At 42.0% G+C, this 18,658-nt stretch carries 16 protein-coding genes; 7 read left to right on the top strand and 9 right to left on the bottom strand.

What is annotated here, in order from left to right; genetic code table 11:
* Positions 1 to 136 precede the first annotated feature (136 nt).
* Entirely contained in the window at positions 137 to 508 is a 372-nt protein-coding gene (locus FTV52_RS05560; protein WP_179990196.1) for a ComF family protein, read from the top strand.
* Positions 505 to 1,257: a hypothetical protein gene (locus tag FTV52_RS05565; protein ID WP_179990198.1), complete on the top strand. Its 753-nt coding sequence runs from the start codon at positions 505 to 507 to the stop codon at positions 1,255 to 1,257. The genes FTV52_RS05560 and FTV52_RS05565 overlap by 4 nt, the downstream gene beginning before the upstream one ends.
* Positions 1,258 to 1,305: 48 nt before the next feature.
* Here FTV52_RS05565 and FTV52_RS05570 read toward each other — a convergent pair whose 3' ends face one another.
* Positions 1,306 to 4,200, bottom strand: coding sequence for a valine--tRNA ligase (locus FTV52_RS05570; protein WP_154320986.1), 2,895 nt, complete (start codon positions 4,198 to 4,200; stop codon positions 1,306 to 1,308).
* A 251-nt stretch (positions 4,201 to 4,451) separates the two neighbouring features.
* Between FTV52_RS05570 and FTV52_RS05575 the strand changes: the two genes are divergently transcribed.
* The 3 genes from FTV52_RS05575 to FTV52_RS05585 all read left to right on the top strand — a co-directional run bounded on the left by FTV52_RS05575 (position 4,452) and on the right by FTV52_RS05585 (position 6,819).
* Positions 4,452 to 5,120 (top strand): hypothetical protein, encoded by a 669-nt coding sequence (locus FTV52_RS05575; protein ID WP_004972289.1) that lies wholly within the window; start codon positions 4,452 to 4,454, stop codon positions 5,118 to 5,120.
* A gap of 42 nt (positions 5,121 to 5,162) precedes the next feature.
* The gene (locus tag FTV52_RS05580) at positions 5,163 to 5,969 is read left to right on the top strand and encodes an SDR family NAD(P)-dependent oxidoreductase (protein ID WP_004972288.1); all 807 of its coding nucleotides are present in this window, start codon (positions 5,163 to 5,165) and stop codon (positions 5,967 to 5,969) included.
* 115 nt (positions 5,970 to 6,084) lie between these two features.
* Entirely contained in the window at positions 6,085 to 6,819 is a 735-nt protein-coding gene (locus tag FTV52_RS05585) for a hypothetical protein (protein ID WP_179990199.1), read from the top strand.
* 27 nt (positions 6,820 to 6,846) lie between these two features.
* Here the strand turns inward: FTV52_RS05585 and FTV52_RS05590 are convergent, their stop codons facing one another.
* From FTV52_RS05590 to sdsA, 8 genes are all read right to left on the bottom strand, one after another.
* Positions 6,847 to 7,308 carry a YbjQ family protein gene (locus FTV52_RS05590; protein WP_131260693.1) on the bottom strand — a complete coding sequence of 154 codons (462 nt, stop codon included), beginning with the start codon at positions 7,306 to 7,308 and terminating at the stop codon, positions 6,847 to 6,849.
* A 31-nt stretch (positions 7,309 to 7,339) separates the two neighbouring features.
* The gene (locus FTV52_RS05595) at positions 7,340 to 7,696 is read right to left on the bottom strand and encodes a YbjQ family protein (RefSeq protein ID WP_004972285.1); all 357 of its coding nucleotides are present in this window, start codon (positions 7,694 to 7,696) and stop codon (positions 7,340 to 7,342) included.
* Between the two features lie 141 nt (positions 7,697 to 7,837).
* Entirely contained in the window at positions 7,838 to 9,283 is a 1,446-nt protein-coding gene (gene adeK, locus FTV52_RS05600) for a multidrug efflux RND transporter AdeIJK outer membrane channel subunit AdeK (protein ID WP_179990251.1), read from the bottom strand.
* The gene (locus tag FTV52_RS05605; protein ID WP_004972283.1) at positions 9,283 to 12,462 is read right to left on the bottom strand and encodes an efflux RND transporter permease subunit; all 3,180 of its coding nucleotides are present in this window, start codon (positions 12,460 to 12,462) and stop codon (positions 9,283 to 9,285) included. The genes adeK and FTV52_RS05605 overlap by 1 nt, the downstream gene beginning before the upstream one ends.
* A gap of 13 nt (positions 12,463 to 12,475) precedes the next feature.
* Positions 12,476 to 13,744 (bottom strand): efflux RND transporter periplasmic adaptor subunit, encoded by a 1,269-nt coding sequence (locus tag FTV52_RS05610; protein WP_179990201.1) that lies wholly within the window; start codon positions 13,742 to 13,744, stop codon positions 12,476 to 12,478.
* A gap of 21 nt (positions 13,745 to 13,765) precedes the next feature.
* Positions 13,766 to 14,383 carry a phosphatase PAP2 family protein gene (locus tag FTV52_RS05615; protein ID WP_004972280.1) on the bottom strand — a complete coding sequence of 206 codons (618 nt, stop codon included), beginning with the start codon at positions 14,381 to 14,383 and terminating at the stop codon, positions 13,766 to 13,768.
* 142 nt (positions 14,384 to 14,525) lie between these two features.
* Positions 14,526 to 16,586: a site-specific recombinase gene (locus FTV52_RS05620; protein WP_179990203.1), complete on the bottom strand. Its 2,061-nt coding sequence runs from the start codon at positions 16,584 to 16,586 to the stop codon at positions 14,526 to 14,528.
* A gap of 12 nt (positions 16,587 to 16,598) precedes the next feature.
* Positions 16,599 to 17,576 carry an All-trans-nonaprenyl-diphosphate synthase gene (sdsA, locus tag FTV52_RS05625; protein ID WP_104853134.1) on the bottom strand — a complete coding sequence of 326 codons (978 nt, stop codon included), beginning with the start codon at positions 17,574 to 17,576 and terminating at the stop codon, positions 16,599 to 16,601.
* A gap of 471 nt (positions 17,577 to 18,047) precedes the next feature.
* On the opposite strand from sdsA, the gene rplU reads away from it, so the two are divergent.
* Positions 18,048 to 18,359: a 50S ribosomal protein L21 gene (gene rplU / locus FTV52_RS05630; protein ID WP_004972275.1), complete on the top strand. Its 312-nt coding sequence runs from the start codon at positions 18,048 to 18,050 to the stop codon at positions 18,357 to 18,359.
* Between the two features lie 19 nt (positions 18,360 to 18,378).
* Positions 18,379 to 18,633 carry a 50S ribosomal protein L27 gene (gene rpmA, locus FTV52_RS05635; RefSeq protein ID WP_004760935.1) on the top strand — a complete coding sequence of 85 codons (255 nt, stop codon included), beginning with the start codon at positions 18,379 to 18,381 and terminating at the stop codon, positions 18,631 to 18,633.
* Positions 18,634 to 18,658 lie beyond the last annotated feature (25 nt).

Here is an 18,658-nt window from a genome sequence, read left to right on the forward strand (position 1 = left end):
CTAGACAAAATGACACCAAATGAGTTTTACTATGATCAGCTACCCCAACAAAACAAGGTGGCTTAACTAGAGCGGAATATCACTTATAAATACGCTTTTAGTTGTTCAAACAAGTGGGACCACCTCTAAAACACGTATGGTAACACCATATTTAGATGTCATTATACCTGTGCCACCATCTAATCAAAGAGATATTCAACCTGTTTATGAAATAGCATCTCTATTAGCTCAAGGCATTAATAAGAAAATAGATTTTAATTTTTTATTAAAGAATCGGAGTACACCACAACTAAAAGCCATGCATGATCCACAAGAAAGACAAAGGGCCTTATCAGGGGTATTTTCATTGAGAAATCCTGCCTTATATAAAGGTAAAAAAGTTTTATTAGTAGATGATCTTTATCGTTCTGGTAGTACACTTAAGGAAATTACTCATGTTTTGTATGAACAGGGGCAGGTTTCTAATGTGTATGTTGTTACTTTAACTAAGACTAGAGTTAATCGATGAAAAAAGTATTTATATCAGGGTCTATTGCAATCAAGACATTACCTGACTGTGTCTTGCAGAGTCTAGATAAGATGATGCAGAATAATTTGGAAATCTTAGTTGGTGATGCTAGCGGTATAGATGAACAAATCCAAAAATATTTTTCTAAGCATAAATATCAATATGTAACTGTTTATAGTATCTATAATCAGCCTAGAAATTTGAACTCTTCTGATTTTAAAGTGAAAATTATTGATGTCGAAGTTGAAAGCAGTCGTGAAAGAGAGAAACAAAAAGAAAAAGATAAAGCAATGACCAATGATAGCGAATATAGCTTAGTTATTTGGGATGGAAAAAGTAAAGGAAGTTATTCTAATATTTTACGTTCATTAGAACAAAATAAACCTGTTAAAGTTTATCTAGATGAAATTAACAATTTTATTGAAAAAAATAAAATAACAGTTCCTGAAATAGAGTACATATATCGAAAAAATAATGGTTATGCTGCTCAAGAAGTTGTTGAGTATTTGTTGGAATCTAATATTAATCAATTTAAAAATACGCGGGAATTAAATAAGTATTTAATTGAAAATAAAATTATTGCTAAAGAAGAATCTATTTATGTTCCTTTGATGGATGAAAAGTTTTTTATTGTTGAAAAATATCAAGGTAAAGTGAGTGGATTAAAATTTACAAATGAATTTATGCAATGGTTTGAATTAGAACTAAAAAAATTACCTAATTTTGAGCAAGATGATATGTTTGGATAAAAAAATCCCCTCATTCGAGGGGATTTTTTGAATCAAACTAACAACACATTAAAGCGCTGCAATCTGCTCCATATTCGCTTTAATTTTCGCTAACTGATCCGCAAACTCAGCAAGTTTTACTTTCTCACCTTCAACCACAGCAGCAGGGGCTTTAGCCACAAAACCTTCATTCGCAAGTTTAGTTGCAATTTGGTCATGCTGCTTTTGAACCTTGTCTAAGTCTTTTTGCAAACGACCCAATTCTGCTTTCGGGTCAATTAAGCCCTTCATTGGAACGTAAACAGATACGTGACCCACGACAGAAGATGAAGACAATGGCGGTTGTTCACCATCTGCCAAGAAGGTAATACTCTCAACTTTCGCCAATGCTTTAAACAACGGCTCAATACGAGAAATTTGTGCTTTTTCTGCTTCAGTCGTGTTCTGTAAAAGCACAGGTAATAAGCGTGCATTACCTAGACCCATCTCACCACGAATGTTACGCACCGCACCAATCAAACCTTGTAGCCATTGCATATCTGCTTCGGCTTGTTCGTTAATTTTGGCCTCATCTGCAACAGGGTAGTTTGCCAACATAATGGTTTCGCCACCCAAGCCAATCATTGGCGCAAGTGTTTGCCAAATTTCTTCAGTCAAGTAAGGCATGATTGGATGAGCAAGACGTAAAGAAGCTTCCATCACTGCAAGTAATACACGACGTACTTCGGCTTTGCGTTCTTCAGAAACAGACTCATCATTCAGAACAGGTTTGGTCAGCTCTACATACCAGTCGCAGTATTCATTCCAAATAAAGTCATAAATCGCTTGCGCAGCCAAGTCTAAACGGTAAGTTGCAAACGCTTGATGAACAGCTTGCTCTGCCTTTTGTAAACGGCTCACAATCCACTGTTCAGGCAATTCCCAAAGGTCTTGACGTGCCTCTTGACCAACCGTTTGACCTTCAACATTCATCAATACAAAACGGGTAGCATTCCAAATTTTGTTGGCAAAGTTACGGTAACCTTCCACACGTTTCATATCAAACTTGATGTCACGACCTGTGTTTGCCAATGCACAGAAGGTAAAACGAACCGCATCTGTACCATACGCCTGAATCCCTTCTGGGAATTCTTTGCGGGTCGATTTTTCAATTTTCGCTGCTTGTTTCGGGTTCATCAAACCAGTCGTACGTTTTTGCACCAAAGTTTCAAGATCAACACCATCAATCAAGTCTAATGGGTCAAGCACGTTGCCCTTAGACTTCGACATTTTCTGACCTTCACTGTCACGTACCAAACCGTGAACGTAAACTGTTTTGAACGGTACTTGTGGCGTGCCATCTTCATTCTTCATGAAGTGCATGGTCATCATGATCATACGCGCCACCCAGAAGAAGATGATGTCAAAACCTGTCACCAATACATCAGTGGAGTGGAAGGTATTTAAGAAGTAGTTTTCTGCATCTTTCTTGGCATCACCCGTCCAACCTAAGGTCGAGAATGTCCAAAGTGCAGAGGAGAACCATGTATCCAGTACGTCTTCGTCTTGGTTTAATTGAACATCGGCAGGGATATTATTTTTCGTACGAACTTCTTCTTCGTTACGACCTACATAAACATTGCCTTCAGCATCGTACCAAGCAGGAATACGGTGACCCCACCACAATTGACGCGAGATACACCAGTCTTGAATGTTGTTCATCCACGCCATATACATATTGCTGTATTGCTCAGGCACGAACTTGATGCGACCATCTTGCACCGCTTCAATTGCAGGTTGCGCTAACGGTGCAATTTTCACATACCATTGGTCAGTCAATAATGGCTCAACAATTACGCCCGAACGGTCACCGCGAGGTGGTTTCAAGGTGTACGGTTGGATTTGATCTAACCAACCTTCGCTTTCCGCTTGTTCAACTAATTTTTTACGTGCTTCAAAACGCTCTAAACCAATGTAGTCTGCAGGTGCAGGAATGGTTTTAGAAATTTGTTCGCCTGCTTTCGCAATATATTCAAACTCAGCCAATACTTCAGCATTTTTGTTGAAGATATTGATGATTGGCAATTCGCAGCGTTTACCCACTTCATAGTCATTGAAGTCGTGTGCAGGGGTAATTTTTACACAACCTGTACCGAATTCTTTATCGACATACTCATCTTTTACGATTGGAACGGCACGACCTGTAATTGGGAGGATGATGTTTTGACCAACAAGGTGCGAGTAACGCTCATCATCAAGGGCAACCGCAACCGCAGTATCACCCAGCAATGTTTCAGGACGAGTGGTTGCCACTACAATGTGATCTTTACCATCGTGAGTGCGTAGTGATTTATCTTCAAAGAAATATTTGAAGTGCCACAATGAACCTTGTTCTTCTTTATCCGACTCAACTTCTAAGTCAGAAAGGGCAGTTTGTAATTTTGGATCCCAGTTTACAAGGCGTTTGCCGCGGTAAATTAAACCTTCTTCGTGTAGTTTCACGAAAACTTCTTTCACCGCATTCGATAAGCCTTCGTCCATAGTGAAGCGTTCACGTGACCAATCTACCGAAGAACCTAAACGGCGGATTTGACGGGTAATGTTACCGCCAGATTGTTCTTTCCATTCCCAGACTTTTTCGATGAATTTTTCACGACCTAAGTCATGGCGGCTGATATTTTGCGCGCCCAATTGACGCTCTACTACCATTTGTGTGGCAATACCCGCGTGGTCTGTACCCGGTTGCCATAAGGTATTTTTACCCGACATACGGTTAAAGCGCGTGAGGGCATCCATAATGGCGTTGTTAAAACCATGACCCATGTGCAAGCTACCTGTGACGTTTGGCGGCGGAATCATGATACAGAATGATTCGCCTTTTTCAGACGGCTTAAAGTAGCCGTTTTCTTCCCAAGTCTTGTACCATTTTTTCTCGATCTCGGTAGGATCGTAGGTTGTAGCAATATTTTGCGCTGAATCAGTCATAGTAAGAACAGGTTAAAAGTGAATAAAAAATTGCAACTATTGTAGCAAAAAAATTGCCCGCTAAGCGAGATTCAACTCAGCCAAACTTATCGCAATTGGCAGTTGGGCAAACTCATCGTATGATGGGCGACAAGTATGATAAAAACTTCAAGTTCTCCGTTGCCTGTAACACTGTTTTAAACTGGGTTTAAGCAATGGATTTTAAAATAGATGAAAACACATCAATGCGGTCAAAATAGGCAAGTTCAGTTATGACTTATGCTGTATCTTTAAAATTAAAACCAGAAACATATCAAAGATTTCAACACATTCATCAACAACTCAATGCAGGTGAATCGGAAAGTTTATCTAAAGCTTTGGGGGCGGTACTGACCGATATTTCTTGTGAAATTATTGAGCAACTTTTTGGTGAATTGTCACGTTCTAGTCATTCACTGGATGGTGAATCTGAAAAAATTATTCAGCAAGTCATACAAACCATGCAAAAATATATGCCATGGTCGGTGTCGTTTTTTGGCAATGAACGCTTAACGCCTATGGTGAATTATCTGGCAAGCATGATGTATCAGCAGGAAGGGCAAGGTTTTGTGACTTATCCTGTCGATAGTATTGTTATGAAAGAAACGTTGGGTTGTATTGAGCAAATTCGGCAGGGCAACAGTGCATGTATTGCGCCTGCATTTAAAGGGTTTACTCAAATTATTGATCAGGGCGTGGGTTATTTAATTCGTGATCCGAAAAAAATGCTGAAATTTAATTTGGTGGTCGATAAAACTTTAAACGGCGTGATTCATTTGACTACGCAACTGGGGTATAAACGCCTAGAAAAAATGGGTGCGCAATTCGATTTGGAAAGTGCAGAGATATATTTAAACCATTTTCTTGGGTTTTTGCAGCATCCTGCAAAACCTAAGACTTAAATTTTGATGACTTAAATTTTTAAATAACGCGGACAAACGGTTATGGCAAAACGGGAAAACTTGGAACATAAAGTGGTGTGGATTACAGGTGCATCTTCTGGCATTGGTAAGGCATTGGCAAAAGAGTGTGCTTTACAAGGTGCACAAGTGATTTTAACCGCACGTCGTTATGAAGAACTTGAAAAAGTACGCGTGAGTTTGCTGAATCCTGAACGTCATCTTTCTGTATGTGCAGATATTACCAATGAAAGTCAGGTGTTACATGCGTATGAACAAGTTTTGGCACGTAAAGGACGCATTGACTGGCTAATTAATAATGCAGGTTTAAGTCAGCGCGCTTTAATTGCTGATACGACCATGCAGACTGAACGCACCATTATGGAAGTGGATTATTTTTCTCAGGTCTTTCTGACCAAAACTGTCTTGCCGACCTTTTTACAGCAAAAACATGGTCGCATTATTTTTGTATCTAGTGTTGCAGCATTATTGGGTACGCAATATCGCGCGTCATATTCTGCAGCGAAAAGTGCCATTCACATGTGGGCGAATAGTTTGCGTGCCGAAGTAGCGGAGCAGGGCGTACAGGTTTCAGTTGTTTTCCCAGGATTTGTGAATACCAATGTGTCTTTTAATGCGTTGAATGGTGAAGGCAAACCACAAGGACATCAAGATGAAGCCATTGAAAATGGTTTAGATGCCGATGTTTTTGCTAAAAATACAGTTAAAGCACTCATGGCAGGCGATGAATATATCGTGGTCGGGGGTGCTAAAGAAAAACTGGGCGTGTTGGTGTCGCGTTTATCGCCAAGTACTTTATATAAAATGATTCGTAAAACCAAAGTGAAGTAATTTTTAATCAAAGTGACTTCAAAATAAAATAATAAAAACAAAAAGAAGGATGAGCCATGCGTTTAATAATGAAAGGTTTTTTTTTATCAGCGCGTGGCTTTTCGCTTTCTTAGGGATGACTCAAACGACATTTGCCAAATTACAAACAAACGATGATTCGTTGTGTAAACAACCTGAATATATTGAAAAGATTTTACGACAGCACACAAATACAACCACAGTGAATGAGGACTTTTTGGCTTGTGCAGATTTCCCCAATGTTCCTGAACAAACTTTAATTGCTTATGCTGAAACTCAGACAAAAGATGATCAACCTGTAGATGACTATCAGCTGACTTTTTTAACCGTAAATAGTAAAACGCAAAAGCTTCATTCAATCTATCACGTGAAAGAGCTTTTGCCTTCAGATGCAATTGAACTGCGTTCTATCCATTTAGATTTGGCGCCGTATCAAGTTTCTGAAAGCTTAAGGGCAATTGGTTTAAGAAGGAATTATGCAGGACGTTCAAGTGCCAATCCTTTTTCGGCGCAAGTACTCGATTTATATGATTTACAACATAACAAGAAAATTTTAAACGGCTTAATCGTAGCGCGCTATCAGGCAGAAACCGATACACGTTGTAATGCCAAAGTAATAGAAAGCAAAGCTATTTTAATGATCTTGCGAAATACAACTCGACAATATTTTGATATGCAATTACGTGATCGTATTCAACATTATGAAATGTCGGGCGATTTAGAAAATTGCAAAGAAACTAAACGAGTGTCTACTCAACAGCGTTTCACTTTAAAATTTGATGGTCGGCAATATCAAATTCCTCAGCCTTATCGAGATCAGTATTTATACTAAATTCTTTACAAACGCTGAAAGATGTACTCAGCGTTTTGCAGAGAATTGACTAACGCTATTTTGAACCGCCGTTCCATAAGCAAAGACTTCGACCATGCCGCCTTGCATCCCCAATTCTGTGGTGCTTAAACGCAGCCCCATAATATGATTTGCGCCCATTTTTTCAGCTTCTAATTTTAAACGGACGATGGCTTCACGACGCGCCCGCTCGACAATACTTTCATAACTGGTCAAGCGCCCGCCAAAGAAGTTCTGAATATTGGCAATCACAAACTTAAAATAATCATGAGAAATGACCACATTGCTGTGTATCAATTGCCCAAAATTGGGACTGGTCTGGAAGCGGTTATTATCAAGCTGAATATAACTTAAACGCAGTTCTTGCTCGGCTAAATATTTGAAATGTTTGCGTTCGTTGTGTCGCCCAAAACCAAAGCCTACGGCAAATAAAATCGCAAAGACAACAATTTGCAGAATTAAATTATCCATGTGATGTTATTCCTGTTCAATAATCTTTGCTTTAGTGTGATGCTGGAAATGGGTCTGGAAGTTTAGGAATATCTGCCTCGACCACCACTGCTGTACCATAAACAAACAATTCCGAAGCACCTTGAGCGATATTTGAAGTAGAAAAGCGAATCCCAACAATAGCATTGGCACCTAAACCACGTGCTTTAGCAATCATACGATCCATCGCTTCTTGGCGTGATTCTTCTAGTAATTCGGTATAAGCCGTTAATTCACCACCGACAATATTTTTGAGTCCTGCCAAGAAGTCACGCCCCACATGCTTACTGCGTACGGTGCTGCCATAGACCACATCAATTTGCCGTGAAATACGATGACCTGGTACAGATTCAAGATTACTAAGCAACATAAGATTCTAATATTTAAAAACAAGACGTATTGAAGATATGAAATGTGCTTGCAAAAAGCAATAAAAAAGCCCACCGAAGTGAGCTGATTTAGTCTTTATATCTGAGCTGTTAAGCAGCAAATTTAGGGTAGACGCAAAGACTTATTGCGCTTTACGTTCTGCCGATGATGCAGGTTGTGATGTGGCATCTGAAGTATTGGCTTTCACACCGCCACCCAAAGATTTATACAACTCCACCTGATTGTTCAAATTGGCTTGTTCCAACAACAATAAACCTTGTTCTGCTGCATAAGACGTACGCTGTGCATCCAACACGGTTAAATAGTTGTCAATGCCTGCGCGGAAGCGTGCATTAGATAATTTATAAGTGGTATTGGTCGCATCAACCAAGCGTTTTTGTGCCGCTAAACGATCACCAATATTTTGACGAACTGCCAAAGCATCACTCACTTCACGGAATGCAGACTGAATTGATTTTTCATAGTCAGCCAAAGCAATTTGTTGATCCGTTTCTGAAATTTTGATGTTGGCTTGGCGTGTGCCCCAATCAAAAATTGGCAAGTCGATGCTCGGGCCCACTGCCCAAACAAAACTGCCTGATTTAAACAAATCACTCAAGTCAGTTGATGCATAGCCTGCATTGCCCGTGAGGCTAATGCTTGGGAATAAACGTGCTTTTGCTGCACCAATATTGGCACCCGCAGCCGATAGTCGATACTCTGCAGTACGAATATCAGGACGGTTATTCAGCAAGTCACTTGGTAAGCCAGCGCCAATTGCGGTAGTTTTGGTAATGTGCGTCACACGCTGCGTTGGCAATAACGCACTTGGAACTTGTTCGCCCACCAACAAGTTCAGCAAGTTTTGTGCTTGCGCGACTTGGGTTTTGTAGTTGGCGACATCATTACGTGCAGTTTCAACTGAAATTTGTGCCTGACGGACAGGTAATTCACTATCAATGCCGACATCAAAACGCTTTTTGTTGAGGTTATAAGACTCAAGCTGTGTTTTTAAGGTTTGGTCTGCCAGTTTTAAATTGGCATTGGCAAAAGAATAGTTGAGCCATGCTTGCGCCACCTGACCAATCAAGGCAATTTGTGTGGCATCACGCGAGCTTTGAGTTGCCAAGAAGTTATCTAATGCATTGTCTTTTAAGCTGCGTACACGACCCCAAAAATCTAGTTCGTAGGCAGTTACACCTAAACCAACGTTATAGCGTGTGTGTGTGCCTAAAGCAGTACCTTGGTCTTGACGCAGTACGCCACCGCTAGCACCAATGGTAGGTAACTGGTTGTTTTCGGTAATTTGATAGGCTTGTTGGGCACGTTGGATATTCAGCGTCGCTGTGCGTAAATCACGGTTATTGTTCAATGCCATATCCAAAACTTGTAATAAGCGTTGATCGGCAAAGAAATCTTTATAACCTTGTTCAGCCACTGAAGTACCCGATGCAGCAGCAGTATAGCTGCTTGGAATACTTGCCTGAGCGACGGGCTCTGGCCCACGCATACTTTGACAAGCTGTCAAAGCAAGCGCGAGGGCAGAAACCGCAATACCACGGCCTGTATGCGACCATAAGTTTTGCATCACGATACATGCTCCTGATTATTTTGTTGTTTTGGTTTGTATTTAAAGATACTTCTAATCCAGACATAGAATACAGGAATAAAGAAGATCCCTAACAAGGTTGAGCTAATCACACCACCTAACACACCATAACCGACCGAGTGTTGGCTACCTGCACCCGCACCTGATGAAAGTGCAAGCGGCAATACACCAAAACCAAAGGCCAAAGTGGTCATAATGATTGGACGTAAACGCATTTTTGCAGCATGCAAGGTCGCTTCAAACAGGTCTTCACCTTTTTCTTGTAGCTCTTTGGCAAACTCCACAATCAAAATCGCGTTTTTGGCAGATAAACCAATCACGGCAATAATCGCCACTTGGAAGTAAATGTTGTTGGATAGGTTCGGGTTTTTGAACAAGATCATGCCCCCGAAGGTAAGCAATAATGCTCCGACAATACCCAACGGTACCACCAACAGCACCGAGAATGGAATAGACCAGCTTTCATACAAGGCTGCCAAACACAAGAATACAATCAGTAATGACAGTGCATAGAGGAATGGTGCCTGATCGCCAGATTCACGCTCTTCAAGTGATAAACCTGTCCATTCATAGTCAAAGCCGTTTAAGCCCATAGATGGTAGTTTTGCGACAATTTCTTCCATCGCTTGCATGGCTTCACCAGAGCTGACACCTGGCGCAGGCGCACCCTGAATGTTCTTGGCAGATACGCCGTTATAGCGTTCCAAACGAGGTGAACCATAAGTCCATTCGCCTGTTGCAAAGGCTGAGAATGGCACCATTTCACCACGGTTGTTGCGGACATACCACTTGTTCAGGTCTTCAGGCATCATGCGTGAATCAGATTCGGCTTGCACATAGACTTTTTTCACGCGACCACGGTCAATAAAGTCATTGATGTACGAACCACCCCAAGCCATGCCCATGGTGCTGTTGATTTCAGCAATGCTGACACCTGCCGCACCTGCTTGCGCTTGGTCAATAATAATACGGTACTGTGGTGTATCTTCTTGACCATTTGGACGTACGCCCATTAAGCGAGGGTCTTTAGACGCTTCACCCAACACAATATTACGTGCCATGGTGAGTTTTTCATGACCATTGCCCGCAGCATCTTTCAGTTGCAAGTTAAAGCCTGAGCTGACACCTAATTCTGGCATCGCAGGAAGCTGTAATGGCATGATGTAAGTGGCATCTTTCACAATCATGTTCAGTGCCATACCACGCTGGATAATTGCACCAACTTGAGATTCAGGGCTTGTACGCTCACTCCAGTCTTTTAACTTAATGAACGCCATACCTGCGTTTTGACCAACGCCTGAGAAAGAGAAGCCTGAAACACTAAATACCGACTGCACATGCTCTTTTTCATTTTCTCTGAAAAAGTTGGTCATGCTGGTCATGGTGGCGTCAGTACGTTCCAAAGTTGCATTTGGTGGGAGTTGTACCAATGTCATCACCACGCCCTGATCTTCATCAGGCAAGAATGATGATGGTAGTTTTTGGAACACTAGCACAATAATGCCCAGTACCACTGCATATAAAACCCCCGAGAAGATTTTATGATGCGTCATGCGGTTAACACCACCTTGATATTTAACCGAGAGCTTATCGAAACTGCGGTTAAACCAGCGGAAGAAACGCGCAAAAATACCGTTGCTTTCAGGCTTGTTTGGATCGTGTTGTTTAAGAATCGTGGCACATAGGGCAGGGGTAAAGGTCAACGCTACGACCAGTGACAACACCATTGCAGTCACAAGCGTAATTGAGAATTGACGATAAATAACGCCTGTAGTCCCACCAAAGAATGCCATAGGTACGAATACCGCAGACAATACCGAGGTAATCCCGATCAGTGCGCCTGAAATCTGTTTCATCGACTTTTCAGTCGCCGCCACAGGGTCAAGATGTTCTTCGACCATGACACGTTCTACGTTTTCCACCACGACAATTGCGTCATCGACCAATAGACCAATCGCCAGTACCATGGCAAACATGGTCAGGGTGTTAATCGAGAAGCCAAACATGTTGATCACGGCAAAGGTACCCAGTACCACTACAGGCACGGCCATGGTTGGAATAATTGTGGCACGCCAGTTCTGCAAGAACAGGAACATCACAATAAAGACCAAAATGATCGCTTCAATTAAGGTTTTAACAACACTCTTAATTGAAAGTTCAATAAATGGCGTGGTATCAAAAGCCAACTCATCCTTTAAACCCGCAGGGTAGTTAGGACGTAATTGCTTAAGGCGTTCTTCTACAGCAGCAGCGGTATCTAGGGCGTTAGCACCTGTAGATAATTTAATTGCGACACCGCCCGCAGGCTTGCCGTTGTATTTAGAAATAAACTGATAGTTGTCTGCACCAAGTTCAATTCGTGCCACATCACCCAAGCGCACTTGAGCGCCCGAAGCGGTATTTTTTAGAAAAATATTGCTGAATTGTTCAGGTGTTTGCAGCAAGCTTTGTGCAGTTACCGTAGCATTCAAAGCCTGACCTTGAATTGCAGGCGCACCGCCCAATTGACCTACCGCAACCTGTGCGTTTTGGGTACGAATCGCTTGAGCAATATCACTTGGTGTGACTTGCAAGCTTGCCATTTTGGCAGGATCCATCCAAATACGCATTGCGTATGAGCCACCAAAGACTTGTACTTCACCCACACCTGCAACACGGCTCAGCGGTTCAGAAATGTTAGAGTTAACATAGTCTTTAATATCATCGGCAGACAGGCTTTCATCAGGTGAATAAAAAGCGAGAACCTGTAAGAAGCTCGCTCCTGATTTGGTGACTTTCACCCCTTGACGTTGTACGTCATCTGGCAATAAAGCTGTTGCAGATTGTAGCTTGTTCTGTACTTGAACCTGTGCAATATCAGGGTCAATCCCTTGTTCAAAGTTCAAGGTAATTGATGCAGAACCATTCCCCGCACTGTTCGATGAAATGTAGCGTAAACCATCCAAACCATTCATTTGCTGCTCAATAATTTGAGTCACTGTATTTTCAACAGTTTCAGCAGATGCACCCGGATAAGTCGCAGCAATGGTGACCGTTGGCGGTGCAATGGTCGGATATTGGGCAATTGGCATGTTGGTGAGGGTAATAATCCCCGCCAGCATGATCACCAATGAAATCACCCACGCAAAAATGGGGCGATGAATAAAAAAGTGTGCCATTGAAGTCTACCCCTTATGCATTTGAAGTAGCTTTTTGTTCAGTCGCTTTAGCTTCTGATGCTGGTGCTTGTTTTGCATCATCTGATTTTGCTGGTGCAGCAGGTGCACCTTGCGGGGCAGTGCCTTGAGGTTGATACGGTTTAGCCACAACTTGCTGTTCAGGTTTTACTTTGGCAATCCCTTCAACAATGACTTTATCGCCAGTTTGCAAACCTTCAGTCACAATCCAGTTGTTGCCTTGTGAGCCTACAGTGGTCACAGGACGAGGCTCAACCACTCCTTTTGCATTCACGAGCATCACCATCGCCTGACCTGTTGGGGTGCGGCTAAGTGCGGCTTGTGGAATTAAAATCGCATTAGGAATAACACCTTGCACAATTTGTGCAGTGGCGAACATACCCGGCAACAATAAGTGGTTGGCATTTGGGAAAACCGCACGTAAGGTCACAGTGCCTGTTTCAGGATTCACACTGGCATCAGAGAAAGCTAAACGGCCTTCAATCGGGTAATAGCTACCATCTTCAAGTTTTAATTTAACTTTAGTGTTGTTGCTGCTGTTAAGGCTACCCTGACTGAGTTGCTGACGTAAACGTAACAGTTCAGCACTAGACTGATTGATGTCTACATAAATTGGGTCTAAACGCTGAATGGTAACCAATGGCTCAGCTTGACTGGCAGTGACTAAAGCACCAGCCGTCACAGTAGAACGGTTCGTTTGCCCAGAAATAGGTGCACGTACAGTTGAATAGCCTAAGTTAATTTCGGCATTGCGTACTTCTGCTTGAGTTGCAGCAACATCGGCTTCGGCAAGTTTTACTTGTGCCACAATGTCATCATATTCTTGTTTAGAGATTGCATTGCTGCCCACCAACTGACGGTAACGACCTTCTTTAATGCGTAACACATTCAATTGTGCTTGCTGGCGGGTAAGTGCTGCACGGCTACTGTCTAGACTGGCACGGTTGGTACGTGAGTCAATTTCATAAAGCGCCTGACCTTCACGCACGTAGCTGCCTTCGGTAAATAAACGTTTCAGAACCACACCACTGGTTTGTGGGCGAACTTCTGAAATTTCAAAGGCTGTGGTACGTCCAGACAGTTCTACAGACTGTTCCACGCTTTGTGGCTGTGCCACCAGTACGCCAACCTCAGTCGGTGGCATTTGCTGAGCTGCACCTGCTTGCTGTGCATCTTTTGGATCTTTGCTACAACCCACAAGTGCTAAACTTGTGGCTAATGCGCAAGCAGTCAGGGCAGGAGCCCAAAGCTTTGCAGACATCATTCTTTCACCTCTATTAGATTTTTATCTAAACTTATGTATTGGTTTGTCTTGCAGATATTGAGCGCAAAACAGATACCACAATGTGATCCAAATAAAACTTATGCTCCAACCAGAGAGGACATCTGAAGGATAGTGCACTCCCAGATACACACGGGAAATGCCCATCAGCAACATCCATAACCACGCGCACACAGACAAAATTTTATGCGCTGGATGTTGCAAACTCAGGTAAATCACCAAACAACCTAAAGTTGCAGCATAAAAACTATGAGCGCTTGGAAATGATGCGCCAAAAGTTTCCACCAAATGCAATGCTTCAGGCGGGCGAGGTCGCGCGAATAGGTATTTGAGCAGCCATGAAAGCGCAATACTTACGACCAGTCCTACACTGATAAAAACAATTTTTGTGTATTTTTTATACCATGCCAAATAGAAACACCATAGGCAGGTTAAAAATAATACAAATGGCATGCCACCTAATACAGAAAGTGTGATTGCCAATTGATTCAAATGTGCGGTGCGCTGGGTACTTAAAAACTCCACACTGGCAACATCAAATTGTTGCCAACTTGGAATGTTTAGCACTAACACACTGATTATAAATAGTAAACTACCGAGATAAAGCAGTATTTTAGGCATGCTAAAAATCCCTGTAAGTTTAACCGATTTGAGCACGGTTGATGAATGGAATAAAGTGTACTAGTCAGTACACTTTATTTCAAGCCAATGTAAATGAGAAGAATTTCTTTTTTTGTTACTTTGTGCGCAATGTAAATGTGCACTAAATTTTAGCATTTCGTTCAGTATTTGAGGATGAATCGTCATCCACTGTAATTGGTTGTTTCGGTGGCCAAAAGAAATCACTTGGACGGGTTAAGAAGTGAGTAAGCACCAATTTTGCCAAAGGTTTCCACTGTTCAAAACGTACCCGACGCGCACGCAATGCCACAATAATGGTTAAAGTAAAGCTGACAAATAAGTTGGTTAAACCAATTAGCAGCACGCCTAAAAAGGACACAATAATCAGGCCAATTTCAGGTGAGCCATTAATATTCATTAAACCCTGAATAAAGTTGGCAGAAGCGAAGGCAATGTGGCGAATATCAATCGGTAAACCCAAAATATAACCCAGCGTAGCGGTACTGCCGAGCATAATCCCGAACAGGAAATTACCTGCCAAAGCCCCTAAGTTTCGTTCTATATAATTGGCAAATATATTGAGACGTTCTTGTCCGAGTAACTTCTTTAAATGCAGATGAGCTTTTAAGCGCGGCCCAACTTTACGATACACCGCCATGTTATCGAAATAACCTGCAATCAAACCAGACAGAAATAAAAATACCCCGGCAATAGCGGCATGCGGAATGGCAAGTGACGTAAACGGATTCAAGTCGTGTAGCAAATGGGATGCTTTGGTGTGTGACATCAACGGTTCATGCAATATGGCATCCCAACTAAACGCAATTAAGGCTGCAACTGGAATCGCAATCGAAATATTGCCCAAAATAGCGACGAATTGCGTACGGATAATATTAATAATTAAGGCTGCAAGTTCGGCGATTTGCGCCATCTTAGAGCCTTTGCGGTGTTGAACCGTCGAGGCGAGTGCTGCTGCTGTCATTGCGGGTTGTTTAGTGGCAACGGTAAAGTGCAAGACATGAATTAGCATAAAACCAAATGAATAAATCATGCTGTTGATGATAGCCTGCATCATCGGGGCAAGGACTAAACGCGAGGCGAGGGTTTTTAAAGTCGCCATCATGGCAATTAAAACACCTGCACCTGCTGCAGCTTTATACATGCTCCAAAAACCGTCTTTATCGGTACTTACATAATGCTCACCCGTTTTACTGGCATTTTCAGTAACTTGTAAGGCAATTAACTCACTATTTTCTGCAAGCAAGGAACGTACACTGCGTTCGCTATATAGTGCCGCAGTGACATCTACAAGTAACTGTCCTGCGGAAACATAAGCGACATTGTCTTGCGCCACGATTAAATTTAGCAACAGCTCAATCCGCTCTAAACATTGTTCAAGTAAAGACAATAAGTAGGTCAGACTGATGCTGACGCCAGTTCGTTTGGTGGCACGACGAATTTTACTGCTGACATCATGACATTGGTCAATCATCACCAAAGCTTGAGAGGCATCGGGTGGTTGAATGGCACTGATTTGATCGTGTTGTTGATCGGCAACTTTATAAAGCTGAATAAACTCGTTGATTTCGCGGTTTTGTGCCAAAAAAGGTGAATCATATTCACTTAGTTCAGGATAGGCACTAATAAATTCAGGATATAAACCAATGCCGCTGACCCGATATGACAGCACTGTTAGAGCTTTAATAATTTCACTGCGAATCAGGCGTTTTTGTGTTTGTCCGCCATGTCCGCGATTCAGTAAAGTAAATAATTGCTGCCATTCGGTATCTTCAATATTGTCGAGCCAGTATTTATCACTACGTAGTGGAAAAACTCGACGGACTAAATCTTGCAGTTGGCTTTCATCATTAATCAGCGGTAAAAAGTGCGCGCCCAAACGCTGAAACAGCTGATTCCAAAAACCATCGAGTGATAAAATTCCCGTGTCGGCATATAAACTGGTTTGTTTGTATTGATTGATTAGACGTAAAACAAAATGTTGCAAGGTTGAGCTGGCATCGGGTGTCAGCAGCAAGGCTTGTAAGAAAGCTTGAAACTTTTGATGAGTTTCTTCTAAATCTTGAGTGTCACTTGGACGGATACGATTGACCAGTTCAATCAGCAGATTTTCATCCAGAACAGCTTTTGGTGTATCCAGCTGTTCTTGCATTTTTCTAAATAAATCGTTGAGTTTTATATGCATAAGCTGCTTAAATTATTGAATGCGATGTAAAGCCAATAAGGCTAAATTCTTTAAGGCCTGACGATACTCCGAGTCTGGCAGTGCTTCTAAAGCGGCAATAGCGGCTTCTGTTTCTTCTGTGGCACGTTGGCGGCAATAATCGAGAGCGCCAGAGGACTGCACAATGGCAATAACCTGATCGAGGTCAGAAGTACCACCTGTCGCAATACTGCGACGAATAATTTGATGTTGTTCGCCAGTGGTATTTCTTAATGCAGAGATTAAAGGCAAAGTTGGTTTGCCTTCCATTAAATCATCGCCAATATTTTTACCTAATGTTTCAGCGTCTGATGTGTAATCTAAAATATCATCAATAATTTGGAAGGCATTGCCAAAGTGTCCTGCAAATAAACGCAACGGCTCACGGTACTGTGGCGTGCCTGTTAAAATTGCTGCACCTTCAGTGGCAAGTTCAAATAAACGTGAAGTTTTGCCGTGAATAATGTCTAAATAAATTTGTTCTGTAGTGTCAGGTTGATGCTGTGCCTGTAATTGTAAAACTTCACCTTCGGCAATTTCACAAGTCCCTGTAGAAAAGTCTTTTAGCAACACCAAATCGTTTAAATCGACCAATAAGTCAAAGGCGCGGGAGATTAAAAAGTCACCGACTAAAACCGCTGTTTGGTTATTCCAAGTGGCGTTAGCAGTAGGTCGACCACGACGTAAACCAGACTCATCCACCACATCATCATGCACCAAAGTTGCGGTATGCAGCATTTCAATAATTGCAGCCAGTTTACGTTGACGCTCTAAATCTTCTGCACCACAAGCTTTGGCAGCAAGTAAGCACATAATTGGACGCATGCGCTTACCGCCAGCTTCGACCACATGCTTACTAACCGCCATCACTAACGCGACTTTAGAGGTAATCCCTTCATTAATAAATGTATCCATCGCGGCAAAATCAGAAGCAACAGGGGCGAGAATGTCTTGCTTAAAGTCGATGGTCATGTGAAGAGAAACCTCAATAATATTGAATGACAACTTAGTTGAATCAGTTGTAACTTATGTTACAGCCAAGAAAACTGCTTAAGTCTGCGAAAATAACGCAATGAATGCAATAGTTAGGCAACTGCCAAATGCTGTAATTGTTAATTCTACTAGAAAATGAAGTCAATAACTTTGTGGGTAAATTCAGTTATTTGCTCAAGTTGGGCCTGATTTTAACAAGCACAGCAGTTTACGCCAACACAATCTGTCTATATTGATTGATCCATTGAAGATGGATAAGGCTACAAAAGTCATTTGCGCGGCTGGGTATTAAACAATCAACCTTGTTGTGCAATAATTGCCGTAAATGGCTTGTTGTTTGTGCGAATATCGCTTAAAATCCTTGCCCTTGAATAACCCCCAGTGGCGTTCGTTTTAAGATCGATATATCCCTTTATCGGCACGACGACACGGGCATGTTTGGAGTACATTATGTACGCAGTAATCCAAAGCGGTGGTAAACAGCACCGTGTTGTTGAGGGTGAAACCCTTAAAGTTGAATTATTGAAAGCTGAAACTGGCGCAACTATTACGTTTGATGACGTATTAATGGTTGTAAACGGTGACAACGTTCAAATCGGTGCTCCAGTTGTTGCTGGCGCTAAAGTAACTGCAGAAGTGGTTGGTCATGGTCGTCACGACAAAATCCGTATTGTTAAAATGCGTCGTCGTAAACACTACCGTAAGCAACAAGGTCACCGTCAATGGTTTACCGAGTTGAAAATTACTGGTATTGCAGGCTAATCACTAGGAGTAAATAGACATGGCAACTAAAAAAGCCGGTGGATCGACTAAGAACGGTCGTGATTCGAATCCTAAGATGTTAGGTGTTAAAGTTTACGGTGGTCAAACTGTAACTGCTGGTAACATCATCGTTCGTCAACGTGGTACAGAATTCCACGCTGGTGCAAACGTAGGTATGGGCCGTGACCATACTTTATTTGCTACTGCTGACGGCGTAGTAAAATTCGAAGTGAAAGGTCAATTTGGCCGTCGCTACGTATCTGTTGAAGCGTAAGCTGAAATAGTGAAAAAACCCACAA

This window comes from Acinetobacter sp. YH1901141 (assembly GCF_013416935.1).
Taxonomy (GTDB): domain Bacteria; phylum Pseudomonadota; class Gammaproteobacteria; order Pseudomonadales; family Moraxellaceae; genus Acinetobacter; species Acinetobacter towneri.

What these genes read in the sequence shown, in the direction of transcription:
- FTV52_RS05560 (WP_179990196.1), top strand. Translation starts at nt 137, where the DNA reads ATGGTAACACCATATTTAGATGTCATTATACCTGTGCCACCATCTAAT.
- FTV52_RS05565 (WP_179990198.1), top strand. Translation starts at nt 505, where the DNA reads ATGAAAAAAGTATTTATATCAGGGTCTATTGCAATCAAGACATTACCT.
- FTV52_RS05570 (WP_154320986.1), bottom strand. Translation starts at nt 4,200, where the DNA reads ATGACTGATTCAGCGCAAAATATTGCTACAACCTACGATCCTACCGAG.
- FTV52_RS05575 (WP_004972289.1), top strand. Translation starts at nt 4,452, where the DNA reads ATGACTTATGCTGTATCTTTAAAATTAAAACCAGAAACATATCAAAGA.
- FTV52_RS05580 (WP_004972288.1), top strand. Translation starts at nt 5,163, where the DNA reads ATGGCAAAACGGGAAAACTTGGAACATAAAGTGGTGTGGATTACAGGT.
- FTV52_RS05585 (WP_179990199.1), top strand. Translation starts at nt 6,085, where the DNA reads ATGACTCAAACGACATTTGCCAAATTACAAACAAACGATGATTCGTTG.
- FTV52_RS05590 (WP_131260693.1), bottom strand. Translation starts at nt 7,308, where the DNA reads ATGGATAATTTAATTCTGCAAATTGTTGTCTTTGCGATTTTATTTGCC.
- FTV52_RS05595 (WP_004972285.1), bottom strand. Translation starts at nt 7,696, where the DNA reads ATGTTGCTTAGTAATCTTGAATCTGTACCAGGTCATCGTATTTCACGG.
- adeK (WP_179990251.1), bottom strand. Translation starts at nt 9,283, where the DNA reads ATGCAAAACTTATGGTCGCATACAGGCCGTGGTATTGCGGTTTCTGCC.
- FTV52_RS05605 (WP_004972283.1), bottom strand. Translation starts at nt 12,462, where the DNA reads ATGGCACACTTTTTTATTCATCGCCCCATTTTTGCGTGGGTGATTTCA.
- FTV52_RS05610 (WP_179990201.1), bottom strand. Translation starts at nt 13,744, where the DNA reads ATGATGTCTGCAAAGCTTTGGGCTCCTGCCCTGACTGCTTGCGCATTA.
- FTV52_RS05615 (WP_004972280.1), bottom strand. Translation starts at nt 14,383, where the DNA reads ATGCCTAAAATACTGCTTTATCTCGGTAGTTTACTATTTATAATCAGT.
- FTV52_RS05620 (WP_179990203.1), bottom strand. Translation starts at nt 16,586, where the DNA reads ATGCATATAAAACTCAACGATTTATTTAGAAAAATGCAAGAACAGCTG.
- sdsA (WP_104853134.1), bottom strand. Translation starts at nt 17,576, where the DNA reads ATGACCATCGACTTTAAGCAAGACATTCTCGCCCCTGTTGCTTCTGAT.
- rplU (WP_004972275.1), top strand. Translation starts at nt 18,048, where the DNA reads ATGTACGCAGTAATCCAAAGCGGTGGTAAACAGCACCGTGTTGTTGAG.
- rpmA (WP_004760935.1), top strand. Translation starts at nt 18,379, where the DNA reads ATGGCAACTAAAAAAGCCGGTGGATCGACTAAGAACGGTCGTGATTCG.